Annotated in this window: 21 protein-coding genes and 2 pseudogenes; 14 read left to right on the top strand and 9 right to left on the bottom strand. The window is 71.2% G+C overall.

Features of this window, described 5'->3' with window-relative positions; all coding sequences use genetic code 11:
* Positions 1-127 (top strand): annotated as a pseudogene (locus ACH35V_RS40140) (IS5/IS1182 family transposase); the annotation flags it as partial.
* A 119-nt stretch (positions 128-246) separates the two neighbouring features.
* Here the strand turns inward: ACH35V_RS40140 and ACH35V_RS40135 are convergent.
* Positions 247-1,206 (bottom strand): helix-turn-helix domain-containing protein, encoded by a 960-nt coding sequence (locus tag ACH35V_RS40135; protein WP_395980132.1) that lies wholly within the window; start codon positions 1,204-1,206, stop codon positions 247-249.
* A 509-nt stretch (positions 1,207-1,715) separates the two neighbouring features.
* Between ACH35V_RS40135 and ACH35V_RS40130 the strand changes: the two genes are divergently transcribed.
* The 4 genes from ACH35V_RS40130 (at position 1,716) to ACH35V_RS40115 (ending at position 5,319) form a co-directional block, all read left to right on the top strand.
* Complete coding sequence (locus tag ACH35V_RS40130) at positions 1,716-2,537, top strand: alpha/beta fold hydrolase (RefSeq protein WP_395980131.1); 822 nt, start codon at positions 1,716-1,718, stop codon at positions 2,535-2,537.
* A gap of 159 nt (positions 2,538-2,696) precedes the next feature.
* Positions 2,697-3,524 (top strand): alpha/beta fold hydrolase, encoded by an 828-nt coding sequence (locus ACH35V_RS40125; RefSeq protein WP_395980130.1) that lies wholly within the window; start codon positions 2,697-2,699, stop codon positions 3,522-3,524.
* A 12-nt stretch (positions 3,525-3,536) separates the two neighbouring features.
* On the top strand, positions 3,537-4,337 hold the full coding sequence (locus ACH35V_RS40120) for an alpha/beta hydrolase (protein ID WP_395980129.1): 801 nt from the start codon (positions 3,537-3,539) through the stop codon (positions 4,335-4,337).
* A gap of 178 nt (positions 4,338-4,515) precedes the next feature.
* Positions 4,516-5,319, top strand: a complete 804-nt coding sequence (locus ACH35V_RS40115; protein WP_395980128.1) for an MBL fold metallo-hydrolase — start codon at positions 4,516-4,518, stop codon at positions 5,317-5,319.
* Between the two features lie 227 nt (positions 5,320-5,546).
* Here ACH35V_RS40115 and ACH35V_RS40110 read toward each other — a convergent pair whose 3' ends face one another.
* The 5 genes from ACH35V_RS40110 to ACH35V_RS40090 form a co-directional block, all read right to left on the bottom strand.
* A complete protein-coding gene (locus tag ACH35V_RS40110; protein WP_395980127.1) occupies positions 5,547-6,230 on the bottom strand; it encodes a TetR/AcrR family transcriptional regulator in 684 nt (227 codons plus the stop codon).
* A 9-nt stretch (positions 6,231-6,239) separates the two neighbouring features.
* On the bottom strand, positions 6,240-6,956 hold the full coding sequence (locus ACH35V_RS40105; protein WP_395980126.1) for an ABC transporter ATP-binding protein: 717 nt from the start codon (positions 6,954-6,956) through the stop codon (positions 6,240-6,242).
* Positions 6,949-8,889 (bottom strand): ATP-binding cassette domain-containing protein, encoded by a 1,941-nt coding sequence (locus ACH35V_RS40100; protein ID WP_395980125.1) that lies wholly within the window; start codon positions 8,887-8,889, stop codon positions 6,949-6,951. Before ACH35V_RS40100 ends, ACH35V_RS40105 begins: the two co-directional genes overlap by 8 nt.
* Positions 8,890-8,954: 65 nt before the next feature.
* On the bottom strand, positions 8,955-9,827 hold the full coding sequence (locus ACH35V_RS40095; protein WP_395980124.1) for a branched-chain amino acid ABC transporter permease: 873 nt from the start codon (positions 9,825-9,827) through the stop codon (positions 8,955-8,957).
* Positions 9,824-11,011, bottom strand: coding sequence for an ABC transporter substrate-binding protein (locus ACH35V_RS40090; RefSeq protein WP_395980123.1), 1,188 nt, complete (start codon positions 11,009-11,011; stop codon positions 9,824-9,826). The genes ACH35V_RS40095 and ACH35V_RS40090 overlap by 4 nt, the downstream gene beginning before the upstream one ends.
* A 139-nt stretch (positions 11,012-11,150) precedes the next feature.
* On the opposite strand from ACH35V_RS40090, the gene ACH35V_RS40085 reads away from it, so the two are divergent.
* Genes ACH35V_RS40085 through ACH35V_RS40075 form a run of 3 tightly spaced genes read left to right on the top strand, consistent with a single transcriptional unit; the run spans position 11,151 to position 15,135 of the window.
* Positions 11,151-12,059 (top strand): VOC family protein, encoded by a 909-nt coding sequence (locus tag ACH35V_RS40085; protein ID WP_395980122.1) that lies wholly within the window; start codon positions 11,151-11,153, stop codon positions 12,057-12,059.
* Between the two features lie 2 nt (positions 12,060-12,061).
* A complete protein-coding gene (locus ACH35V_RS40080; protein ID WP_395980121.1) occupies positions 12,062-13,576 on the top strand; it encodes a class I adenylate-forming enzyme family protein in 1,515 nt (504 codons plus the stop codon).
* Positions 13,577-13,584: 8 nt separating this feature from the next.
* Positions 13,585-15,135: an SDR family NAD(P)-dependent oxidoreductase gene (locus tag ACH35V_RS40075; RefSeq protein ID WP_395980120.1), complete on the top strand. Its 1,551-nt coding sequence runs from the start codon at positions 13,585-13,587 to the stop codon at positions 15,133-15,135.
* Positions 15,136-15,207: 72 nt separating this feature from the next.
* Here ACH35V_RS40075 and ACH35V_RS40070 read toward each other — a convergent pair whose 3' ends face one another.
* The 3 genes and pseudogenes from ACH35V_RS40070 to ACH35V_RS40060 all read right to left on the bottom strand — a co-directional run bounded on the left by ACH35V_RS40070 (position 15,208) and on the right by ACH35V_RS40060 (position 18,807).
* On the bottom strand, positions 15,208-17,436 hold the full coding sequence (locus ACH35V_RS40070) for an FtsX-like permease family protein (protein WP_395980119.1): 2,229 nt from the start codon (positions 17,434-17,436) through the stop codon (positions 15,208-15,210).
* Positions 17,437-17,560: 124 nt separating this feature from the next.
* A pseudogene (locus ACH35V_RS40065) lies at positions 17,561-18,283 on the bottom strand (ABC transporter ATP-binding protein); the annotation flags it as partial.
* Complete coding sequence (locus ACH35V_RS40060; protein WP_395980118.1) at positions 18,280-18,807, bottom strand: PadR family transcriptional regulator; 528 nt, start codon at positions 18,805-18,807, stop codon at positions 18,280-18,282. The pseudogene ACH35V_RS40065 and the gene ACH35V_RS40060, both read right to left, overlap by 4 nt.
* Before the next feature lie 129 nt (positions 18,808-18,936).
* Here ACH35V_RS40060 and ACH35V_RS40055 point away from each other — a divergent pair, with 129 nt between their 5' ends.
* The 6 genes from ACH35V_RS40055 to ACH35V_RS40030 are packed head-to-tail and all read left to right on the top strand — an operon-like array spanning position 18,937 to position 23,411.
* The gene (locus ACH35V_RS40055; protein ID WP_395980117.1) at positions 18,937-19,602 is read left to right on the top strand and encodes a GntR family transcriptional regulator; all 666 of its coding nucleotides are present in this window, start codon (positions 18,937-18,939) and stop codon (positions 19,600-19,602) included.
* The gene (locus ACH35V_RS40050; RefSeq protein WP_395980116.1) at positions 19,599-20,402 is read left to right on the top strand and encodes a nitrilase-related carbon-nitrogen hydrolase; all 804 of its coding nucleotides are present in this window, start codon (positions 19,599-19,601) and stop codon (positions 20,400-20,402) included. Before ACH35V_RS40055 ends, ACH35V_RS40050 begins: the two co-directional genes overlap by 4 nt.
* On the top strand, positions 20,399-21,052 hold the full coding sequence (locus ACH35V_RS40045; RefSeq protein ID WP_395980115.1) for a DUF2848 family protein: 654 nt from the start codon (positions 20,399-20,401) through the stop codon (positions 21,050-21,052). Before ACH35V_RS40050 ends, ACH35V_RS40045 begins: the two co-directional genes overlap by 4 nt.
* Complete coding sequence (locus ACH35V_RS40040; RefSeq protein ID WP_395980135.1) at positions 21,052-22,500, top strand: 4-hydroxyphenylacetate 3-hydroxylase family protein; 1,449 nt, start codon at positions 21,052-21,054, stop codon at positions 22,498-22,500. Before ACH35V_RS40045 ends, ACH35V_RS40040 begins: the two co-directional genes overlap by 1 nt.
* Before the next feature lie 16 nt (positions 22,501-22,516).
* Positions 22,517-22,861, top strand: coding sequence for a cupin domain-containing protein (locus ACH35V_RS40035; protein WP_395980114.1), 345 nt, complete (start codon positions 22,517-22,519; stop codon positions 22,859-22,861).
* Between the two features lie 37 nt (positions 22,862-22,898).
* Entirely contained in the window at positions 22,899-23,411 is a 513-nt protein-coding gene (locus ACH35V_RS40030) for a flavin reductase family protein (RefSeq protein WP_395980113.1), read from the top strand.
* The last annotated feature ends 68 nt before the right edge of the window (positions 23,412-23,479 follow it).

Here is a 23,479-nt window from a genome sequence, read left to right as displayed (position 1 = left end):
CTTCAACCGGCTCAAGCAGTTCCGCGCGATCGCCACCCGTTTCGACAAGCTGGCCAGCCGCTACCGCTCCGGACTACTGCTGGCCAGCCTCATCCTCTGGCTCCGCGAATTGTCAGACACGCCCTAGCCGCCGGGCGGAAAATGTCTGAGAGTTTTGGATGAGGCGGTGATCGGCTTTCAGGTCAGTTCAGGGTGATGCGGTCACCGTGGTGCAGGGACGGTGTGAGCAGTGCCGCAGGTCGGCCTCTATTTGGCGCGGTGGCGGTATCGCCATTGGCGGGGGGTGGCGCCGTAGGTCTGGCGGAAACGTCGGGCGAAGTAGGTGGGGTTGCTGAAGCCCCAGGAGCGGGCGATGGTTTCGATGGTGCGGTGGACGTGTTCGGGGGCGCTGAGGTCGTGGCGGGCGCCTTCCAGCCGTTTGCGGATGATCCATTGTTCGAGGCTGATGCCCTGGCTCTCGCACAGCCGGTACAGGGTGCGGGGGGCGATGTTGTGGGCGTGGGCGATGCGCTGCGGGGTGAGGGCCGGGTCGGTGAGGTGAGCGCGGACGTAGGCCAGGATGCGGGGGACGAGGGTTTCCTGGGCGATCTCGCGGCGGCTGCGTGGATCGGGGGTGACGGAGGCGACCAGGGCTCGGGTGAGGCAGAGCAGGGAGTCTCCGATGGCGGGGGCGCCCGCGTCGGCGCTGAGATGGTCGGCGTTGCGGTGTAAGGCGCGTACCTGATTCAGCAGCAGCGGGGCGACGCTGCTGCCGACCACCAGCGGGATGGCGGCGCGGACCATCCCTTCGGGCAGCCCGAGACGATCGAAGTCGATCACGCAGGCGATCGACATCCCCGTCCCTGACCAGTTGTACTCATAGTGGGCCTCGGTGCGGTGCTCCAGGTACAGCGTCTGGCTGGAGATGCGCTGGCGGTAGTCGTTCCACAGGATCCCGCCGGTGCCGATGGGATGGGTGAGCAGCGAGATGGAGTGCAGGGTGTCCATGCGCATGTGGCGCGGGGTCCGCCAGTAGCGCATACCGGTGCCGGAGGTGACGATCATGGTCATCGGGCCGAACTGCCAGGTTTCCAGCCGCTGCCAGATCTGACCGCGTTCGTCCACCTGGTGCTCGACCGAGCAGGTGCCCGCCTCGCCCTCGGCCACTGCGTGGAAGGCCTCGGCCCGCTCGGCGGTCGGGACGTCGGCGGTGTCCAGAACCAGCATGCGCCCTCCCTGAGGGCGGCGGTTCCCGACGCCCGGCACAGGAAACGATCTTCCCTTGCCCAACCTTTACCCAGGGTGATGGTCGCCAGATATCCGACTCACTGGCCGAATGAGGACAAAACTGCAGGTCATGCGCGTCTCGATTAGAGGGAGGAGTCAGCCTGACCCGTGACATCAGTGCGTGAGTAGTCACGTTAGGTGGTCGTGGCGCAGGGTACCGACGGCGGTAATGCACGATGCGATGTTCGCGGTGCTGGCTGGTTGAGGCCGCCCGGGCGCGGTGAGGCTGCCGTGCGGCGGCGCGGTCCTTCGATGCTCGTCCCAGGAGGTCAATGCCTGCCTGTTCAGGCTCCTGACCCTGGGGCCGAAGTCCCCGATATGCCCCTCACTGGGATGTGACCTCGTGGGTGGCGCTGTCAGTGCAGAACGTGGCGCGCACGGCGCAGAACGAATGCGCGCCGCAGGTGACGATCACAGCTGCGACTCCACCTAGCGACAGGAGCACACAGATGCCGTTCATCACCACCACGGACGGGACCGACATCTTCTACAAGGACTGGGGGGCGGGGCGGCCGGTGGTGTTCAGTCACGGCTGGCCGCTGAACGCCGACGCCTGGGACCCGCAACTGAACCTGGTGGCCTCCAACGGGTACCGGGCGATCGCCCACGACCGGCGCGGGCACGGCCGCTCCGGTCAGCCCTGGGACGGCAACCACATGGACCAGTACGCCGATGACCTGGCCGACCTGATCGAGTCGCTGGACCTGCGCGAGGCCGTGCTTGTCGGGCATTCCACCGGCGGCGGCGAGGTCACCCGCTACATCGGCCGGCACGGCACCGCCCGCGTCGCCAAGGTCGTGCTGCTGGGCGCGGTCCCGCCGCTGATGCTGAGGACGGACGCCAACCCGCAGGGTCTTCCGATCGAGGTGTTCGACGGGATCCGCGCGGGTGTGGCCGCGGGCCGGTCGCAGTTCTACCGGGAGCTCAGCCTCCCGTTCTACGGCTTCAACCGCGAGGGCGCCGAGGTGTCGCAGGGGGTGTCGGACGAGTTCTGGCTGCAGTCCATGCAGGTCGGGATCAAGGGCGCGCTGGACTGCATCCGCGCGTTCTCCGAGACCGACTTCACCGAGGACCTCAAGCGCATCGACGTCCCGACGCTGATCGCGCACGGCGACGACGACCAGATCGTCCCGATCGTCGCCGCGGGGTCGGAGTCGGCCAAGCTCGTCAAGGACGCCACCCTGAAGATCTATCCGGGCCGGCCGCACGGCCTGGTCGGGGAGTTCAAGGACGAGTTCGATGCCGACCTGCTGGCATTCCTGCCGTCCTGACCTCGCTTGGCGTCCTGACCTCGCCTGGCGTCCTGACCCCGCACCGCCCGACCTGCCGATGCTCCCGTCCTGCCGCCGAGGCCCTTCCGGCCCTTGTGACCTCCGCTTTCACCAGAGGCAGACGTGCCGATCCCGCCTTCCCCTCCGAAAGGGTCCTTCATGCGTGTCATTCCGCTGCGCCGCCTTCTGACGGTGCTGGCCGTCGCCGCCCTGTTCCTCACCGGAGCCGTCTCGGTCCAGGCGCAGACCGGCCAGACCGCGGCGCGGGGCGGGCCCAAGCCCACCGTGGTCCTGGTGCACGGCGCGTTCGCCGACGCCTCCGGTTTCAACGATGTCATCGCGCTGCTGCAGAAGGCGGGGTTCCCCGTCATCGCGCCGGCCAACGAGCTGCGCGACGCCGCCGGTGACGCCGCCTACATCTCCAGCATCCTGGACACCATTCCCGGCCCGGTGATCCTGGCCGGGCACTCCTACGGCGGCATCGTCATCACCAACGCCGCGCGCGGCCACGCCAACGTCAAGGCGCTGGTCTATCTGGGCGCGTTCGCCCCCGACCAGGGCGAGAGCGCCCTGCAACTCGCCGGGCGGTTCCCCGGCAGCGAACTGGGCACCGCCCTCATCCAGCGGCACTACCCGCTGCCCGACGGCAGCGGCGACGGCATTGACGGCTACATCGACCCGGCCAAGTTCCGCGCCGTGTTCGCCGCCGATCTGCCCGAGTCCACCACCCGGCTGATGGCCGCCACCCAGCGCCCCGGAAGCGTCGGCGGGCTCGCCGGGCCCAGCGGCGCCCCGGCGTGGAAGACCATCCCGTCCTGGTACCTGATCCCGACCCGGGACAAGGTCATCCCGCCCGCCGCGCAGCGTTTCATGGCCCAGCGCGCCCGCAGCAAGGTCCGCGAGATCCACTCCTCGCATGTGGTCATGACGTCCCACCCGGTCGCCGCCACCGCCACGATCCTCGCCGCCTACACCGCCACCAGATAGGAGACCCGCCTCATGACCGAGAAACCCGACACCATCGTCCTGATCCACGGCTTTTGGGTGACCCCCCGCAGCTGGGAGAACTGGGTCGCCCACTACAAGGACCAGGGCTTCCGGGTCCTGGCCCCCGCCTACCCCGGCTTCGAGGTCGAGGTCGAGGCCCTCAACACCGACCCGACCCCGATCGAGCGGCTGGAGGTCCCCGAGATCATCTCCTCGATCGAGAAGATCATCGACGGGCTGGACCGGCAACCGGTCCTCATGGGCCACTCCGCCGGCGGGGTGTTCACCCAGATACTGCTGGATCACGGGTATGGCGCCTGCGGGGTGGCGATCAATTCTGCGCCCACCGAGGGCGTCAAGCCGATCCCGCTCTCGCAGCTCAAGGCCACGTTCCCCGTCCTGAAGAACCCGGCCAACCGGCACAAGGCCGTCGGGTTCACCTACGAGCAGTGGCGCTACGCCTTCACCAACACCTTCCCCGAAGACCAGGCCAAGGCGACCTACGACCGCTACCACATACCGGCCTCCGGGCACGTGTTCTGGGGCAGCGCCCTGGCCAACATCCACCCCGGCCACGCCGACTCCCACGTCAACTACCACAACCCCGACCGGCCGCCGCTGCTGTTCATCTCCGGCGAGAACGACCACCTCATGCCCCCCAAGATCCAGCAGTCCAACGCCAAGCACTACAAGGCGCCCGGCACCGTCACCGAGGTGGTGGAGTACCCGGGGCGCTCGCACCTGATGCCCGCGCAGGACGGCTGGGAAGAGATCGCCGACCACGCCCTCGCCTGGGCGCTCGACCACTCCTGACCGACACCCGCGGCCTGCCCGTCCGGCCCCCGCATCGGACCGGACGGGCAGACCGCGCAGCCCGAGCGATCCTTCGGAGGAGAACGCCGGCGCGAAACCGGGCCGTCACGCCGACTGCGCCCGCCCCGGCCTCCGGCCGCCGGACCTCCATGCATCCCTTACATCCGGAGGAAGACATATGACCGAGGTCGAATTCACCCACGTCGGCGGGCCCACCGTCCTGATCGAGTTCGGCGGCTGGCGGCTGCTGACCGACCCGACCTTCGATCCCCCCGGCCGGACCTACCGGTTCGGCTGGAGCACCTCCAGCCGCAAACTCACCAGCCCGGCCATCCAAGCCGCGGACCTGCCGCCGATCGACGCGGTCCTGCTCACCCACGACCACCACGCCGACAACCTCGACCACGCGGGACGCGCCCTGCTGCCCGGCGCCGGAGCCGTCATCACCACCGCATCCGGGGCCCGGCGCCTGGCCGCCGGCGCCCACGGCCTGCGCCCCGGCCACACCCACCACCTCCACTCCCCCGACAAGCCCACCATCACCATCACCGCCACCCCATGCCGTCACGGACCACCGCTCAGCCGCCCCATCACCGGCGACGTCATCGGCTTCGCCCTCACCTGGCCAGAACAACGGCACGGCCCCCTATGGATCACCGGCGACACGGTCCTCTACCCCGCCGTCCGTGAAACCGCCGCCGCCCTGCGGCCCGGAACCGTGCTCCTGCACCTCGGCGGCGTCCGCTTCCCCCAAACCGGCCCCCTGCACTACACGATGACCGCCGCCCACGCCCTCACCCTTCTGGACACCATCACGCCCACAACCGTCCTGCCCGTCCACTACGAAGGCTGGCGGCACTTCCGCGAGACCCGCGACCACATCACCGCCACTCTCGACACCGCCCCGGCCGCCGCCACCCGCCCTTTCACCTGGCTCCCCACCGGTCAACCCCACCATCACCGTCTGACGATCCGGCCATAGCCCCGACCGCACAATTCCTGGGCGAACCCACCCGGCATCCGGACGCGGTAGTCGCCGAGCGCAGCCCGGAGTCGTTCACCAGATGGTGGACGGTTCGTTCCAGCTCACGCCAGTCGGTCTCCCCCATCGCGAAATAGGCGTCCGCCACGTACGTCAGCGAGGCGATCTGGCCATGACACCGGTTCTTTGACCATCGGATGTGCACTCCCCCGGGACTGAATTCATGGCTACTGTGTGGCGCCGCTGAGGACGCCGTGGGACCACATTCGGGTGATTTCGGTGGCGATCTCCGCTGGGTCGGTGATCTCCAGGGCCTCGTCCGCGTAGGCGAGGTAGCCGTACTGTTCGACCATGCCGCCTAGCAGCGGGGCGAGTATTTCCACGCGGACGCCTTTGGGGAGCAGGCCGAGATCGGCGCAGCGGGTGAGCATGCGTCCCATGCGGGAGTAGACCTCGCGGGTGGAGGCGATGCGCAGCCGCTCGACCTCCGGGACGACCTGGCCCGCCTGATGGAGCAGGCGCATGAGGTCGACGTGCTCGCGGTAGAAGGCGAGGTACCGCTCGTAGCTCGCCTGCACCGAGGCGAGCGGTTTATCGGGGTTGAACGGCACCCGGATGTAATCACGGTACTGCCGCAGAAAGTCATCGAGGATCACCAGCATCAAATGTTCTTTATCGACGAAGTAGCGGTAGAACGCGCCGTTGGACAAGCCCGCCTCGTCGCAAACATCGCTCACCCGCGCGCGGACGTAGCCGTCGCGTCGGAATACCTGCCGTCCGGCGTCCTTGAGGTCCACCAGGGTCGCGCGGCCCTTCGCCGTGCGCGGCCTCGGCACCGAATCCGGATGCAGCAGGGACAGCTCACCGGTGGGTCCGTCATGGACCTGGGTGCGCTGGGTCTTTTCAGTCATATGAGAAACCTATGATGCGTTGCCGCCGAGATACGCCTGGCGTATCGCGTCGGAGTCGAGTAGTTCGGCCGCCGGGCCGGTGGCGGTGACCCGGCCGTTCGCGATGACGATTCCGCGATCCGCGGCGGCGAGCGCCTGCGAGGCGAGCTGTTCGATGAGAAGTACCGCGCAGTTCAGTTCCTTTGTGAGCATCCCTATTACCGCGAAGACGTCGCCGACCAGGCGGGGGCTCAGCCCGAGCGATGGTTCGTCCAGAATGAGCAGCCGGGGTCGCCCGGCCGCGGCGCGGACCAGGGCGACCATTTGCTGTTCCCCGCCGGAGAGCACGCCCGCCCTGGTCCGCCACAGGTCGCGGACCCGCGGGAGGGCGTCGAGGAGCAGCTCCACCGGGTCGCGGTCGTCCCGGCGCCGGCGCGCCGCCTGCCGGCCCAGCATGACGTTCTGCTCCACGGTGAGCGATCCGAACAGCCGCCTCCCCTCGGGGACGTGGACGATTCCGAGCCGGGACCGTGCGTGCGGGGCCGTCCGGCGGATGTCGGCGCCCTCGAAGGAGATCGTGCCCGACAGCAGCCGGGTCGTGCCGGAGATCGTGCGGGCCAGCGTGCTCTTGCCCGCGCCGTTGGCCCCGAGCACCGCGACCACCTCGCCGGTGGAAACGGAGAGGTCGACGTCGCGCAACGCCACCACGCTGCCGTAGCCGGCCGTCAGATCGCGCACTTCAAGCATCGTCTGCTCCCTGTCGTGCCGGCTCCGCGTCGCCGAGGTAGGCCGCCGCGACGCGGGGGTCGCCCAGCACCTGGTCGGGGGTGCCGGTCAGCAGCGGCGCGCCCTCGATGAGGCAGAGCACCTCGTCCGCGACGTCCCGTACGAGGTCCATGTGATGTTCGACGAGGACGATGGCGAGTCCGTCGTCGCACAGCCGCCGTAGCAGTGCGGCTAGTTCGGCGGTCTCGGTCTCGTTGAGTCCCGCCGCCGGCTCGTCCAGCAGCAGGACGCGGGGGCCGGACACCACCGCCCTTGCCAGCTCGGTCATCCGCAGCTGGCCGTAGGAGAGTTCGTCCGTGCGCCGCTCCGCCATGTCGGCGAGGCCGACGAGTTCGAGCGCCGCCGAGACGCGGGCGCGGTCGGCGGCGGCCGAGTGGCCGGTGAGGCGGCTCGGCAGCATCGCCGATATCCAGGACATCCGGCTGGTGCTGGCGCAACCGGTCGCCACGTTGCCCGCGACGGTCAGTTCCGGCGCGAGCAGCGGCCGCTGGAAGGTCCGGGCGAGGCCGGTGCGCGACCGCCGGTACGCCGGGATCCGGGACACGTCCGCGCCTGCCAGGACGACCCGGCCCTCGTCAGGGGGGTAGACCCCGGAGACCACGTTGACCACGGTCGACTTGCCGGCGCCGTTGGGACCGACGAGAGCGAGGATCGCTCCGCCCTCGACCGTGAAGCTCACGTCCCGGGCCGCCCGTACGCCGCCGAAGGAGCGCGAGATGCCCTCGACGGCGAGCTGGACGCCCGTGGCCGGTGCCCCTGCCGGTGCCGCGGCCGGTGCCGCGACCGGTGCGGCGGTCGGTGCGGCGGCCGGTGCGGCGGCCGTCTGCCGCGGCCCGCCCGTGGACGGTACCGCGCGCAAGAGCCCGCGCCGGTCGAGCCGGCCCAGCCGCCCGGAGAGCGATCCGACGATGCCCATCGGCAGGACGAAGATCACGACGAGCATGATGAGCGCGATGAGGCCCTGCGCCGACAGGTACCACTTCTCGCCGACGAGCCGGTTCTGCAGCTCGACGAGCGTCTCGATGGTGGACGAGGTCTGCAGGTAGACGATGATGACCGTGCCGAGGACGGGCCCCAGCACGGTGCCGGAGCCCCCGAGGATCACCATGATGATCATGTTCACGCCGAGCATGAGCGTGAACGACTCGGGCTGCAGGTGGGCGAAGACGAGCGCGTAGCACGCGCCGCCCAGGCCGGCGAGCCCCGAGGTCAGCGCCAGCAGCGAGACCTTGCGGAGCAGCACGTTGATGCCGAGATGGGCGGCGAGCAGGTCGCTCTCTTTGAGGGTGGCGAGCGACCGGCCCCACGGCGACGTCGACAGCCGGCGGTAGCCGATCAGGCAGGTCGCCGCGAGCAGCACCGTGAAGATGAGCGCGGTGGGGACCACCCCGCCGAACAAGGGCGGCTCCAGTGTGATGCCGAAAAGGCTCGGTGCCTTCAGCAGACTCGTCCCGTGCTTGGAGACGCTCGGGTAGCCGCCGAACTGGCCGAGCATCTTCGCCTCCGCGAAGGCCCGCTGCACCACCACGGCGAGAATCAGCGTCACCATCGCGAGCTGAGGGCCGCGCATCCGGGCGGTCGCGGCGGCGGTGAGGACGCCGAGCAAACCCGGCAGGGCGACGGCGAGCACGAACGAGACCAGGGTCGGCGCGTGCCAGGCGAGCTGGCTGTACATGAACGTGTACGCGCCGATGCCGAAGAACGCTCCCTGGCCGAACGAGTGCATGCCCGCGTTGCCGACCAGCAGGTTCAGCCCGAGCGTGGCGAGCAGGAAGGCGGCGGCCTGGCCGACGAGTTGCGCGTCCGAGAGCCGCTGCTCACCCGCGAGGACGTACGCGAGGACGGCGAAGGCCAGCAGATAGGTGACGATCGCGAAGAGCGCGCCCCGGGCCACGGAATCCACAGGACCCGCCGAAGCCGCCGAACCCGCCGAACTCCGACGGACGGCCTTGCCGAGCATCACACCTTCACCTCCTGTCGTTGGGCGAACAGCCCGGCGGGACGGACGACCAGGATCGCGATCACCGCGACCAGCCCGGCGATGCTGCCGACGGTCGCGTCGAACCAGACGGTCATCATCTGGTCGGTGACACCGAAGATGAGGCCGCCGGCGAGCACGCCCCAGACCGAGCCCAGCCCGCCGATGACGGCGGCGGCGAAGGCCGAGACGAGGAGCAGCGGCCCCACGTCCGGGAAGACCCCGACGTAGGCGATCCACAGGGACGCGCCGATGACGGCCGCGCCGGAACCGAGCGCATAACTGATCAGGCCGGTACGGCGGGCGTCGATGCCGACGAGTTCGGCCGTCTCCGCGTCCTCCGCGACCGCCTGCATCCGGGTGCCGAGACCGGTCCGGGTCACCAGCAGCGCGATCGCGACGACCAGCGCCAGGCAGACGACCGCCATCAGCGCGAGTTGCGTGGGCAGCCGGGCGATGCCGAGGTCGAGCAGCCCGTCCGCCTTGGCGAAGCCCATCGGACGATGCTGGGTGCCCTGGCTGTTGCGGAGCATGTCGACCAGGAGCATGGACAGGGCCACGGTCACCAGGAGCCACCGCACGTCGTGGGCGCCCCGGTTGAGGAACGGGCGGATGAGGAACCGGAAGACCAGCGCCCCGAGCAGAGCGACCAGCAGTGCCGCCACCACCAGCTTCGCCGGGGCAGGCAGCCATGCGACGCCGGCGAGCCCGAGGGCGACGAACGCGCCGATCGCGACGAATTCACCGACCGCGAAGTTCATGGTCCCGGTGGTGCGGAAGGTGAGCGTGAATCCCTGGGCGATCAGGGCGTAGAGGCATCCGATGGCCGCCCCTACCAGGAGCTGGCCGATCACCCCTGGGCCACCTTGCCCACAGTGGTGGTCCTGCCCTGCGGGTCGAATCCGATGGTGTACCAGGAGGACGGGTCGGCCTCGTACAGTTCGTGGTCCTTCGCGCTGAACGGTTTGTCGAACACCTGGCCGAGGATCTTGAGCTGTCCGGTGTTCTCCATCGCCTCGCGGACCTCGTCGTGCTTGGACGCGTCGCCGACCTTCGCCACCGCCTGCGCGTACAGGTACGCCGCGGTGTAGGTGGTGAACACGGCCACGGCGCTGGTCGGCTGCTTGCCGTACTTGGCCTGGTAGCGCTGGACGAGCGTGGTGAACGGCCCTCCGGTGAGGTCGCGCGGTTCGAGGAAGACGAGGTTCTTCCAGTCGGCCGGCGTCGCGAGGGCGGTGAAGCCGGTGAGGGTCGTCGCCGTGGCGAGGGTGCGCTCGGGCGCGAGACCGACCTGCTTGAGGGCCTTCACGACCGTGGCGTTGTCGGCGCCGGTGCTGACCGCGATGAAGACCGAGGTCACGCCGGCGTTCTTCATGCGCTGCGCCGCCGGTGAGACGTCGGTGGCCCCGGGCTGCACCACCTCGCCGGCGGCGATGGTCTTGCCGTGGGCCTTGGTGTAGGCCTTGAGCAGATCGTTGTTGGACTGGCCGTAGGCGTCGGCGCCGTAGAAGATGCCGACCTTCGCGTCCGGCTTCGCCCACAGGTAGTTCGCGCTCACCGCGATCGCGTCGCTGTTGTTGTTGTTCGTGCGGAAGGCCCAGTTGGGCGAGGCGTTCGGGGCGATGATCTGGTCGGCGGCCGCGATCGGGACCAGCCACGGCCGGCCGGTGCGCTGGATGGTCTCGGCGACCTGCAGGCTCGGCCCGGACTGCGACGGGCCGAAGATGGCGTCCACGTTCTCCTCGTTGAGCAGCGTCTGCACGCTGCGCGAGGCGACCTCGGGGGAACCCTTGTCATCGGCCTCCTCCAGGTCGAATGTGACCCCGAAGGCCGACTTGACGTCGGGCTGGGCGAGCTCGATGCCCCGTGACAGTTCCGTCCAGTAGAACTGCGCGGCGCCCGACTTGGGACCGATGAGCCCGATCTTCGCCTGCTTGCCGTTCGAGCTCTCTGACCCTCCGCCACCGCCGCACGCGGCGAGCAGGAGCGTCACGGCCGCTGCGCCGCCGACGGCGAGCAGGCGCCTCCGTCGCACCATGGGGTACCTCCGGAACCGATAGAAAAAGTGAGGCGGGTGTCACAAAGTAGGCGGCAAAATGCGAGAAGGTCAAGACTTGTTCCAGGTAGAGCGCAGCGTGTATGAAAGTAAAAGTGGCGTCACTTTTTTGGAGGGCTGGGTGCAGGGACTGCCGAAGTGGTTTGGCCATGTCAACCTCAACGTCCGCGGGCTCGCCCGGGCCGAGACCTTCTACCGCGAGGTGATCGGGCTGGCGCCGGTGTGGCGGATGGCGTCGGACGCCGACCAGAGCGGCGCGGCGTTCGAGGTCTCCGGCCAGGTGCGGTTCAACGGCGTGCTGCTCGGCGACGACCGCGGCGTACGGGGGCCCGTCCTCGACGTCCTGGAGTGGACGCCGGCGGTGACCGACGACGACGGCCCCGCGCCGCGCACCGGACACCGCTGGGGCCTGGACACCCTGCTCATCTCCACCCCCGATCCCGGCGCGCTCGCCGAGCGCGTCCACCGCGACGGGGGCACGACCACGTGGGTCGACTCTCCGCGCACCCTGGTGCTGCGCGACCCCGACGGCACCAACCTGGAGGTGACCCAGGACGGCGAGAGCACGCGGTTCCGCGGCGTCCGCATCTTCTGCAGCTCACTGCAGCGAAGCCAGGCGTTCTACCAGCGGGTGCTGCAGATGCGCCCGACCGACGAGGGAACGGTCACCGTCGAAGGCCGCGTCCACGACAGCTGCGTCATGCGCTTCGACGGGTCCCGCGACACGTTCGGCATCGAACTCTGCCAGCCCCCTGCGGACACCCTTCTCGCGCCCGCCGTGCGCCCCGGCAATCACCCCGGCCTCTACCGGATGGCGCTGGTGACCGACGACGTCCAAGCGAGCCTCGACCTGCTCGCCGAGGTCCTTCCGGTGCCGCCGCGCGTGGCCCGGGTCGAGCTCGGCACTGAAGTCGGCTACCTGGACGCGGCCTTCTTCGAGGACCCCGATGGGGCCGTGGTCGAATTCGTCGAGCACGGGGTCGTCCGGGCCTCGCAGCGCAACACGGCAGAGACCGCGAAGGACGCCTGACCATGCGCAGCACCCTGCCCGGCTGGGTGGCCCACTGGGCGTCCCGCCGGCCCGACCGCACGGTGATCCATTTCGACGGGACGACCTGGTCCTGGTCCGGACTCCACGCCGCGATGACCGAGTGGTCCGGGCGCCTGGCCGCGGCCGGCGTCTCCGCCGGCGACCGGGTGGCGATCCTGATGCTCAACCGGCCGGAGTTCCTCGTGGTCGAGTGGGCCTGCCACCGCCTCGGCGCGATCGCCATGCCGGTGAACACACGGCTGGCCGCACCCGAACTGGCCGACGTGCTCGCGGACGCGACGCCGGCCGCGGTCGTCTACGAGGACGTCCACGCACTCTCGGCACTCACCGAACTCGTCACCACCGGCTGGCCGGGCCCGGCCATCGACGTGGACGCGCCCGCGATCGAGCCGATCGAGCCGATCGAGGTCACCCGACCGCCGCGTACGGTCGACGAACCGGCCGCGCTGCTCTACACCTCCGGCACGACCGGACGGCCCAAGGGCGTGACGCTGACGCTGGGCAACCTCGAAGCGTCCGCCCACCTGTGGACCACCGAGTTCGCCCTGGATCACCGCGACGTGCACCTGGTCTGCATGCCGCTGTGCTTCGCCGGCGGCTTCGTCGCGTCGTCCAAGCACCCGCTCGCGGCGGGCGGGACGATCGTGCTGCTCCGCGAGTTCACCCCCGAGAAGGCGTTGCGCCTCATCGAGCGGCACCGGGTCACCTGGATCACCGCGGTGCCGCTCATGCTGCAGCGGATGTGGGAGTCCCCGGACTGGGCCGGGACGGATCTGTCGTCGCTTCGCGGTATCCAGTCCGGAGGCGCGGTGGTGCCGGCACCGATGATCGAGGCCTACGCCCAGCGCGGCATCGGCCTGAGCCAGGCGTACGGGCTCACCGAGGGATCGGCCGGTCCGTCGCTGTGGCTGGACGAGGCGTTCACCGCCGCCAAGATGGGCTCGGTCGGCCAGCCCGGTCTCGGCACCGAGGTGCGCGTACTCGACCAGGCGGGCAACGACGTGCCCCGCGGCGAGGTGGGCGAGCTCGCCCTGCGCGGACCTCTGATCTTCGCCGGCTACTGGCGGCAGCCGGAGCTCACCGCGAACTCCTTCGCGGACGGCTGGTTCCGCACCGGAGACCTCGTGCGCGAGGACGACGACGGCTTCTACTTCATCGCCGGACGCGGCAAGGAGATGATCGTCAGCGGCGGGCTGAACGTCTACCCCGCCGAGGTGGAGATCGTCCTCAAGCAGTGCCCGGGGCTCCTCGACGCCGCCGTGGTCGGCGTGCCGAGCCAGACGTGGGGCGAGGCGGTGGCCGCGTGCGTGATCCCCGAGCCCGGCGCGAAGCTCACCGAACGCGAGGTCATCGAGTTCTGCCGGACGCGGCTCGCGGACTACAAGGCGCCCAAGGAGGTCCACTTCTTCGACGACCTCCCGCGCACCCTCTCCTCGAAGGTGCAGCGCGTCGCCTTGCGCGACCAACTGCGCCGCCGGCGGGCCACGCCGGAATGACCCGGGATGTGGCGATCGTCACCGGGGGCTGCGGCGTCCTGGGAGCCGCGATCATCGAACGCCTCACCGCTCGCGGCGTCGCCGTCCTCGCCGTCGACATCACGGCGCCGGCCACGCCCCTCCCGGGCGTCGCCTACCACCGCGCCGACCTGCTCGACCCCGACGCGACAGAGGACGTGCTCCAGACCGCCGAGACCGTCCTCGGACCGGTGTCGATCCTCGTCCAGTGCGCGGGCGCCTACGGGGACTTCCCGCCGGTGCACCGCCTCGCCACCGCGTCCTGGGACGCCTACCTCGACCTGCACGCCTCCGCCACATTCCGGTTGACACGGCAGGTGCTGCCCGGGATGGTCGCCCGGCGGTACGGCCGGATCGTCACCCTCGCGAGCGTCTGCTCGGTCCTGGGCGCGTACCGGGAGGCGCACTACGCCGCGGCGAAGTCGGCCGCCCTCTCGCTCGGACGCACCGTCGCCGCCGAGTACGCCCCCGTCGGCGTGACCTCGAACGTCGTGCTGCCGGGCGTCATCCGGGTGCCGCGGCTGGCCGACGTGCCCGCGGACGTGGTCGCGCGCGGGCTCGCCGCCGTGCCGGCCGGCAGATTCGGCGAACCGGCGGAGGTCGCCGCCGCCGTCGACTTCCTCACCGGCCCGCAGTCCGGCGGCGTCACCGGTGCCGCCCTACCTGTCGACGGCGGGACGATGCTCTCCCCTTTCCGCCTCCAACCGCCCACCACGAGGAAGGAGCCGTTCATGGACGGCGCCACGCCCGGCCCGCGAGCCGAAGACGCCACGCCCACACGCCGGGCGGCCGAGACCACCGTGCTGATCACCGGTGCGAACGGCGGCATCGGCCGCCTGCTGGTCGCCCTCTACGCACGCCAGGGATACCGGGTCGCCGCGGTGGACCGCGCCTTCGACGCGCCACCGGCGGACGGCGTCAGCCGGTACACCTGCGACATCGCCCACCAGGACCAGGTCGAACGGACCGTCCGGGAGGTCGCCGTAACGCTCGGCCCGGTGAGCGTCCTCATCAACTGCGCGGCCGTGTTCGGCGACTTCCGCCCCACGCACGCGATCGACGTGTCGACCTGGGACGACTACCTCACCGTGAACTCGCGCGGCCCGTTCCTGCTCATCCGCGCCGTCCTGCCCGACATGGTCCGGCAGCGGTTCGGACGCATCGTCAACGTGGCGAGCGTCAGCTCGGTGCAGGGCGGCTACCGCCAAGCGCACTACGCCGCCTCGAAGGCGGCCCTGATCGGGCTGTCGAACACCGTCGCCATGGAGTACGCCGCGGCCGGCATCACCGCGAACTGCGTGCTGCCGGGCGTCATCGAGAACCCGAAACTCGCCCTCGTCCCGGCGGACGTCATCGAAGGCGCCCGGAGCGCGATCCCGGCACGGCGCTTCGCCCTCCCCGAAGAGGTGGTGGCCGCGGTCGAGTTCCTCGCACGTGAGGACAGCGGCTACATCAACGGGGTCTCCCTCCCAGTGGACGGCGGAACCTCCCTGCTGCAACTGCGCTTCAGCCGCGACATCCGCTTCGAATCCCTCGACTGACCCGCAGCTTCGTCGAGATCGCCCCGGCCGAGACCACCGATGGGCGGGCGGCGGCTGCGGAGTGGCCGGGGTCTACTCGAACCGGACGGCGTCGTAGCGGGTGGCGACGTTCATCAAGGGAAGCACCAGTGTCGTGATGGCCAAGCAGGCCAGCACCGCTGCGGTCAGGAGCGCGGTGAAGTCCAGGCCCGGGCCGGGGTAGGGCGCCCCTTGGGCGACCGACGCCGCGAACGGCGGCACGGAGCCCAGCACCGTCCCGAGTATCACCGTGAGCACCATCGGCACCGCCGTCTCCAGCATCGTGACACGGCGCAGTTCACCGAGCCGGACCCCGGACGCGCGCAGCAGCGCGAAAGGGCGGCGCCGTTCGATGAGCCCGTTGACGGAGGCGATCGTCAGGCTGCATCCGGCCACGACGATGACGAAGAGCAGGACGAGGCGCATTCCGGAGCCGAGATTGTTGAACAGGGCTGAGAAGTCCAGTTGCTGGCGGAAGGTGTCGTCGCGGGTGCTGACGATCGCGCGCGGCAGCAGCGTCGCGGCCTGGGTGCGGAGGCGCTCCACGGCGGCCTGGCTCCCGTCGGTCGGGACGTACAACGCGTAGACGGGCAGGTTCGCGGCACCCGGGCCCGGTTCGGCCACGTTGCCGCCGGTGGCCCACAGTCCCATGGCTGTGCTGGCAGGGAAATGGATGGTCTCCAGCCTGGACGGGTACGGGCAGCGGACGTCGACGACCCGGACCAACTCGGCGCACGCGACGGTGGCGCGGCCGCCCTGTCCGCCGCGTACCACGACGACCCCGTCCCGCTTCATCAGCGGCGCCAGCGTGGAGTCCGGCTCGCCGCCGGCGTAAATCTCCACCACGCCGTGCCGCTGCCTGCCGTCGAACCCCAGGTTCTCGGCGGGTTCCGCGGTCGCGGTCATGCTCGCGGTTCCGGCGAGGAGGGTGGCGATGTACACGGCCAGCGAGACACCGCCGACCGCCCGGTAGGTGGTCCGCGGGGCGGCGATGATGCGACGTGCCGCCATCAGCGTGGTCGCCTTCCGGCTGTAGCGCGCCATCACCCGTCCGGCCGCCAGGCACGCCCAAGGCCCGCTGACCGCGGCGCCCGCCATCGTGCACAGAACGAGCGCGTTGACGACCAGGCCCACCCAGACCTGCGTGGCAAGCTCGCGATCGAGGCGGAAGAGCGCGGCGGTCGCGCTGAGCCCCGCGACGCCGATCAGGACCGGCAGCAGGCGCCACGCGCTGGGCGGACGACCGGGCAGGTTGCCGCCGCCGATGCCCAACGGCGTGACCTGGACCTTGTTCAACGCGTACACCACCGCCCCAACGGCCAGTGCCGGCACGGCGACCACGACGGGGATGATCTGGTACGCCGGTACGGTCAGGTCGGCGGGGAAGAAGGGGCCGCTCTGGTAGTCCTCATAGTGGAGGCGGGCCAGGGCGGGCCGCAGCGCCAGGAAGCCCAGCAGGCCCGCCACGGAACCGGTCACGGCGCCGATCGATGTCTCCGCGGCGGCCATCACGGCCGTCTGCGACCGGGTCGCGCCGACCATGCGCATCGCGGCGAGCCGTCGCTCGCGCCGGGCCGCGCCGATCCTGGCGACCATGACGACGAAGACGGCCACGGGCACGAGCAGCAGGATCGCCGCCACCGTGATGGCGAAGGCCAGGAAGGGCGACAGGTCCAGGGACAGGGACCGCGCCGCGATCCCGCGCACCTCGGCCGCCCCGCCCCGCCGGCGCAGGTCCTGCGGGGTGTGGCCCACCACCGCCACCAGGTGGTCGGGGTGCCGCAGCCCCTCCGCGCCGATGGTCGTGGTGACCCGGCCGGGGAATCGATCGCCGAGCTGGTCGGACGGGACGACCGCGAGCAGGTCGCGGAGCGCGGGCGAGACGGCCGCCTCGCCGGGCGCGGGCAGCCGGTCCAGGCCGGGCGGGACGGGGGGTCGCGGGCCGAGCGCGGCGACGTGGACCCGATGCACCGGTCTCCCGGCGAAATGGTCGCTGACAGCGAGCCACAGCGCGGCGTCGGGCGCCGTCGCCGGAGCCGCCGCCTCGGTGTCCTGCCAGGCAGATCGTTCCGTCCGTCCCTGCAACGCCGATCCGGCGGACAGCGCCGACAGCACGAAGATCACGCCCAGCGCGACCCCGAAGGCGGTCAGGACCAGCCGGGCCAGGCCCTCGCGTCCCCCGGCGAGCGCCATCCTGAGCCCGAGCAGGACGCTGACCATTCCGGTCTCCTGCGGGTGGACGGCCTTCCGCACCCTTCGGAACAGGCCGTTCTCATCCCTCATCGGTCGGTTCCTTGCCACGGGACGGGCGCCGGTCCGGCCTCTCATGCGCCGACCACCCCAGGGGCTCCAGGACGGGACCCGCCGCGAGAGACGTCTCTCCAGGCCCGGACTCGCCCGCGTCTGAGCCGTCGGGATCGACGACTCTGCCGTCCCGGACGATGACGGTCCGGTCGGCGTAGGCGGCGACCCGTGGTTCGTGGGTGACCATCACCATGCAGCTGCCCTGCGCCTTGACCTCGTCCGTCAGCACCTCCATGACCCGGTCCGCGGCCACCGAGTCCAGCGCGCCGGTCGGCTCGTCCGCGAACACCACCCGGGGGCCCGCGATCAGTGCGCGGGCGACCGCCGCCCGCTGGCCCTGGCCGCCGGACAGCTCGCCGGGCATCCGGTCGGCCAGCCCGTCCAGGCCCAGCCGGGGCAGCCAGTCGCGGGCCGCGGCGAGCGAGGCGCGGCGGCCGTGGCCGGCCAGCAGCAGCGGCAGCGCGACGTTCTCGGCCACCGGCAGCTCGGGCACCAGCTGCCCGAACTGGAACACGAAACCGAAGACCATCCGCCGCAACCGGCTGCGCCGGTGGTCGCTCAGCAGGTCGATGCGCTGGCCGTCGAAGGTCACCACCCCGGAATCGGGCGTGAGGACACCGGCCAGGCAGTGCAGCAGCGTGGACTTGCCCGAGCCGCTGGGACCCATGACCGCCATCACCTCGCCGTCGTGCACCGAGACGTCCGCGCCGCGCAGCGCATGCGTGAGCCCGAAGCTCTTGTGCAGGTCGCGACCGGCCAGCACGACCGTCCCGCCGCCGCGTGGACCTGCTCCCGGGCCCTCCGGACGGTTCGGCTGCCGGCTCATGACCGCACTTCCCTGGCGAGGTCGGCGAGCCTGCCCGCCGCATGGTCGATCCAGCGGAGGTCGGCCTCGATATGGAAGAGCCGGTAGTCGGCGAGCAGCGAGTCCCCCACCACGCCCGACTCGCGCCGCGACGCTGTCAGCTCGCGCATCGCGGCCATGTGGCGGGCGCGCTGGGCGTCGAGGAAGCGCTCGGCGGACCGGCCCGAGAGCAGCGCCAGCACCACCTTCGTGAAGAGCACGGTCTGGAGCTGGGGCCGCGGATCCTCCGGCTCGGCCAGCCAGCGGTCCAGATCGGCCGCCCCCGCCGAGGTGATCGCATAGCGCTTGCGCTCCGGCCCCGCACCCGGCTCCACGCCCGCCACCTCGGCGCGGCCGTCGCGTACCAGTTGCGCGAGCGTTCGGTACACCTGCCCGAACCGGATCGGCTTCGCCTCGCCGAACCGCCGGTCATAGGACTGCTTCAGGTCATAGCCGTGGCGAGCGGACTCTTCGATCAACCCCAGCACGGCGTACGAGACGGTCATGGCAGGGAATATACCTTGCGAGTATACCTGTGGGGTATAGGTGTCGGGCCGCGTGTGCGGACGAGCTCGGGGAGCTGCTGCGAAAAGACGCCCTTGCCCTCTTGTAGGCGTGTTGTATACATTGCGTCTATGAGTCGGACACAAGGGCGTCGAGAGAGTGCGCAGGACACCACGTACCGGTGGCTGAAGCGGCATATCGGGTCGCTGCCGCGGCAGGAGGGGACGTTCCTCACCGAGGCGGAGGTGTGCGAGGCGACGGGGATGTCGCGGACCCCGGTGCGGGAGGCGCTGCTCCGGCTGGAGACCGAGGGCTTCCTGAAGATCATGCCGAAGAAGGGCGCGTTCGTCCCGCCGGTGTCGGACGCCGAGATCGAGGCGGTCATGCAGGCCCGCGAGCTGGTCGAGGACTGGTGCGTGCGGCGCGCGGCGCCGCTGGCGGAGGAGCTGGCGCCCGAACTGGCCGAGCTGGTCGGCCGCCAGGAGGGGCTGCTGGACGATCCCATCGCGTTCATCGAGTGCGACCGGGCGTTCCACCGCGCGATCGTCCGGACGGCGGGCAACCCGGTGCTGGCGGAGTTCTACGAGTCGCTGCGCGACCGGCAGGTCCGGATGGGGCTGCGGGCCATCGCGGCGGCCGAGGACCGGGCCCGGGTCGTGCTCGCCGAGCACGGCGCGATCGTCGAGGCGATCCGGTCGGGCGATCCGCTGCGCGCGGCGCAGGCCCTCGCGGCGCACCTGGACGGGACGCTCAGCGTGCTGCGCCTGCCCTCGGTGGCGAACTGGGACGGGCGATGACGCGCGTCGCGCTCGTCCAGGTCGAGAGCCCCCCGTCGGAACCGCCCGGGCGGCGCAGGGAGCGGGTCGGGCGGATGGTGGCGGACGCCCGCGGCGCCGATCTGGTGCTGCTGCCCGAGCTGTGGGTTCCGGGCTACTTCGCGTTCGACCGGTACGCGGAGCTGGCCGAGCCGCTGGACGGCGACACCGTCGAGGCCGGCCGGGAGTGGGCCCGCGAGCTGGGCTGCTTCCTGCACCTCGGGAGCGTCTTGGAACGGTCCCCGGAAGGGCGGCTGCACAACACCGCCGTGCTCGTGGACCCGTCCGGGACGGTCGTCCACACGTACCGGAAGATCCATGTGTTCGGGTACCGGTCCCGCGAGGCGGAGCTGCTGACGCCCGGCGAGACGGTCGGGACGACCGCGTCCCCGCTCGGGCCCATGGGTGCCACCACCTGCTACGACCTGCGCTTCCCTGAGATCTGGCGGGCGCTGGCGGACGCGGGCGCGGAGGCGGTGGCGGTCCCGGCCGCGTGGCCCGCGCGGCGCCGCGCGCACTGGCGGCTGTTCACCGAGGCCCGCGCGGTCGAGCAGCAGATGCTGGTCCTGGCCTGCAACGCGGCCGGCGCGCAAGGGGAGGTGACTCTCGGCGGCGCGTCCCGTGTGGTCGACCCGTGGGGGACGGTCCTCGCGGAGGCCGGCGGCGGCGAGGAGATCCTGCGCTGCGAGGTCGACCGGGGCGTGGTCGCGCGGACTCGGGCGGAGTTCCCCGTCCTGGGCGATCGGCGGCCCGTGCATGTCGCGCAGGTGGTCGGGACGTGAGCGAGCTGACCATGCGGGTCGGCGACGGCGAGCTGCGCTGCGCGCCCGAGCATCTGATCGTCGCCGGGTACACCGGACGCGACGAGGCCGCGACCCGCGCGCACATCGAGGAGCTGGCGGCGATCGGCGTCCCGGAGCCCGCGACCGTGCCGGCGTTCTACCCGCTCGACCCGGGGCTGCTGACCGGCCGTCCCACGATCGCGGTGGCCGGCGGGAACACGTCGGGCGAGGTGGAGCCGGTCCTCGTCCGGCACGCCGGGCGGCACTACCTCGGCGTCGGCTCGGACCACACCGACCGCGACATCGAGCGCACCGACGTCGCCGCCGCGAAGGCGGCCTGCCCGAAACCCGTCGGCGACCGGTTCGTGGAACTGCCCGCGGACGGCGCCTGGGACGGCATCCGCGTCGAGTGCCGTGTGGACGGGCGCCCCTACCAGTCCGGTTCGCTCACCGAGCTGCGCACGCCGACCGACCTGCTGGTGCGGCTCGCCGACGCGTTCGGCGACCTGGACGGCGACCTGGTGATCTTCGCCGGGACGCTGCCGCTGCTGAACGGCGGGTTCGTGCCCGGCCGCCGGTGGCGGCTCTCGCTCACCGCCGGTGACACCACCCTGACCTGTGACTACGAGACCGAACGGAGGGCGCAGTGATGCGCACGGGAGCCGACTACCTCACCGCGTTGAAGGACGCGCGCCGGATCTACCTGGACGGCGAGCGCGTCGCCGACGTGACCGTCCACCCCGCGTTCGCGCCGATCGCCGCGACGATGGCGGAGCTGTTCGACCTCGCCGCCGACCCGGCGGCGAAGATGACCGCGCACGCGCCGGAGACGGGCGCGGAGGCGAACCTGGTGTTCACGATCCCGCGCAGCCGCGACGACCTGGCCGCGCGGCGGCACGCGATCGAGACGTGGGCGCGGCACACCCACGGCTGGGTCGGCCGCAGCCCGGACCACGTCGGGTCGTTCCTCGCAGCGTTCGCCTCGTCGCCGGAGTCGTTCACCACCGAGCGCCGCGACCTGTCGGGCAGCGTGACCGGCTACCACCGGCGGCTGCTGGACGAGAGCCTCTACGTCTCGTACGCGATCATCCCTCCGCAGGTGTCGCGGGCGACGACGGCGCACGCCTGGGAGGGCGAGTTCGTCCAGGCGGGCGTGGTGGAGGAGCGGCCGGACGGCATCGTGGTCCGCGGCGCGCAGATGCTCGCCACCGGCGCGGCCGTCGCCGACGAGATCTTCATCTCGTGCATCAAGCCGCTGACCCCCGACGACCGGGACTTCGCGGTCGGGTTCACCGTGCCCGTCTCCGCCGAGGGCCTGAAGCTGTACTGCCGCCGCCCGTACGCGACGACGGGCGCGCGCTACGACTACCCGCTGTCCACGCGCTACGACGAGACCGACGCCCTCGTGGTGCTGGACGACGTCTTCGTCCCGTGGGATCGGGTCTTCGTCGACCGCGACGTGGACGGCCTGCGCCGCCAGTTCTTCGCGACGGGCGCGCACGTCCTGGGCAACTGGCAGGCGCAGATCCGGTTCACGGTGAAGCTGCGCTTCATCGCCGGGCTCGCCGGGAAGGTCGCCGACGTCAACGGGGTCGGCCGGATTCCGGGCGTGCAGGAGAAGCTCGGCGAGCTGGCCGGGCTGGCGTCGCTGGTCGAGTCGGCGGTGTACGCGGCCGAGTACCGGGCCGCGCCCGACGAGAACGGGATGTGGCGGCCGGACGCCCGCGCCGTCTACGGCGCGATGGGGTTGCAGGCCGAGCTGTACCCGCGCGTCCTGGCGATCCTGCGCGACCTCGCGGGCGGCGGGGTGCTGCAGCTGCCGTCCAGCGTCGCCGACCTGCACGACCCGGAGACGCGCGCGGACATCGACCGGTACGTCCAGTCGCCCGGCTCCCCGGCAGTCGAACGGGTGAAGCTGTTCAAGCTCGTCTGGGACGCGATCGGATCGGAGTTCGCCGGCCGCCACCACCAGTACGAGATGTTCTACGCCGGCGCGCCGTTCGTCGCGAAGGGCTACGCGTACCGCAACTTCGGCTACGACCGGGCTATCGCCGACGTGGACGCCTTCCTCGCCGCCTACACCGACACCGCCGCCTGAGAGGGGAGAGAAGGACATGGCCAAGCCCGAACACGAGTTCTTCCCCGCCGACGAGATCGGCTTCACGCCGTGCGAGGGGGACGTCCCGCGGCTCACCGAGCGGATCCTCGCGGCGGACGGCGCGTCCGGCGTCGCGACCCGGATGCTGCGCTTCGAGCCCGGCACCGACACCACGCCGAACGGCGTCCAGGTGCACGACTTCTGGGAGGAGGTCTACATCCTCGAAGGCTCCATCACCGACCTGCGGCTCGGGGAGACGTTCACCGCCGGGATGTACGCCTGCCGCCCGCCCGGCATGGAGCACGGGCCGTGGCGCAGCGGCGGCGGGTGCCTCACCTTCGAAGTCCGCTACCGCCTCTGAGAACCGAGGGAACGCCATGTCCGCTATCGCCGGTCCGATGGGCCGTGCCGCAGATCCGGCGACGATGCGCCGCGTGATGGGACGCTTCGCCACCGGGGTCGCCGTCATCACCGCGCTGGACGGGCGCGGCGATCCGCACGGGATGACCGTCAACTCGCTGACCTCGGTCTCCCTGGAGCCTCCGCTGCTGCTGGTCTGCTTCGGCGCGCGGGCCCGCACCTCCGTCGCGGTCGCCGAGTCCGGGCGGTTCGCCGTCTCGATCCTCGCCGCCCGCCAGGAGCCGATCGCGCTGCGGTTCGCCGGACGCGGCGAGGACCACTTCGCCGGGCTGCCGCTGACCTACGGCGACCACGACGTCCCGGTCGTCCCGGACGCGCTCGCACATCTCGAATGCACCGTCGACCGCCGCGTCGACGCGGGCGACCACGTCGTGGTGTTCGGCGCGGTGCGGCGCACCTGCGACCGGGAGGGCCAGCCGCTGGCCTTCCTCGGCGGCCGTTTCGGCGATTTCACCGGACGCGGCCACCAGCCCCAATCCTGGTTCTTCTGACCGGCCGCCGTTCGTCCGGACGGCTGCCGCCCGCACTGCGCCACCCGCCCTGAAGGGTCCCGGCGCAT

Origin of the sequence: Actinomadura sp. 1N219, assembly GCF_044326405.1 — a bacterium.
Taxonomy (GTDB): domain Bacteria; phylum Actinomycetota; class Actinomycetes; order Streptosporangiales; family Streptosporangiaceae; genus Spirillospora.
The sequence above is the reverse complement of the archived record's forward strand: the minus strand, read 5'-3'. Positions and strand labels throughout refer to the sequence as shown.

Excerpts from the sequence above, each read along its gene's own strand:
- ACH35V_RS40040 (WP_395980135.1), top strand. The coding sequence starts at position 21,052 with ATGCGCACGGGAGCCGACTACCTCACCGCGTTGAAGGACGCGCGCCGG.
- ACH35V_RS40110 (WP_395980127.1), bottom strand. The coding sequence starts at position 6,230 with ATGACTGAAAAGACCCAGCGCACCCAGGTCCATGACGGACCCACCGGT.
- ACH35V_RS40130 (WP_395980131.1), top strand. The coding sequence starts at position 1,716 with ATGCCGTTCATCACCACCACGGACGGGACCGACATCTTCTACAAGGAC.
- ACH35V_RS40060 (WP_395980118.1), bottom strand. The coding sequence starts at position 18,807 with ATGACCGTCTCGTACGCCGTGCTGGGGTTGATCGAAGAGTCCGCTCGC.
- ACH35V_RS40090 (WP_395980123.1), bottom strand. The coding sequence starts at position 11,011 with ATGGTGCGACGGAGGCGCCTGCTCGCCGTCGGCGGCGCAGCGGCCGTG.
- ACH35V_RS40050 (WP_395980116.1), top strand. The coding sequence starts at position 19,599 with ATGACGCGCGTCGCGCTCGTCCAGGTCGAGAGCCCCCCGTCGGAACCG.
- ACH35V_RS40070 (WP_395980119.1), bottom strand. The coding sequence starts at position 17,436 with ATGAGGGATGAGAACGGCCTGTTCCGAAGGGTGCGGAAGGCCGTCCAC.
- ACH35V_RS40115 (WP_395980128.1), top strand. The coding sequence starts at position 4,516 with ATGACCGAGGTCGAATTCACCCACGTCGGCGGGCCCACCGTCCTGATC.
- ACH35V_RS40125 (WP_395980130.1), top strand. The coding sequence starts at position 2,697 with ATGCGTGTCATTCCGCTGCGCCGCCTTCTGACGGTGCTGGCCGTCGCC.
- ACH35V_RS40080 (WP_395980121.1), top strand. The coding sequence starts at position 12,062 with ATGCGCAGCACCCTGCCCGGCTGGGTGGCCCACTGGGCGTCCCGCCGG.
- ACH35V_RS40120 (WP_395980129.1), top strand. The coding sequence starts at position 3,537 with ATGACCGAGAAACCCGACACCATCGTCCTGATCCACGGCTTTTGGGTG.
- ACH35V_RS40135 (WP_395980132.1), bottom strand. The coding sequence starts at position 1,206 with ATGCTGGTTCTGGACACCGCCGACGTCCCGACCGCCGAGCGGGCCGAG.
- ACH35V_RS40105 (WP_395980126.1), bottom strand. The coding sequence starts at position 6,956 with ATGCTTGAAGTGCGCGATCTGACGGCCGGCTACGGCAGCGTGGTGGCG.
- ACH35V_RS40030 (WP_395980113.1), top strand. The coding sequence starts at position 22,899 with ATGGGCCGTGCCGCAGATCCGGCGACGATGCGCCGCGTGATGGGACGC.
- ACH35V_RS40035 (WP_395980114.1), top strand. The coding sequence starts at position 22,517 with ATGGCCAAGCCCGAACACGAGTTCTTCCCCGCCGACGAGATCGGCTTC.
- ACH35V_RS40055 (WP_395980117.1), top strand. The coding sequence starts at position 18,937 with ATGAGTCGGACACAAGGGCGTCGAGAGAGTGCGCAGGACACCACGTAC.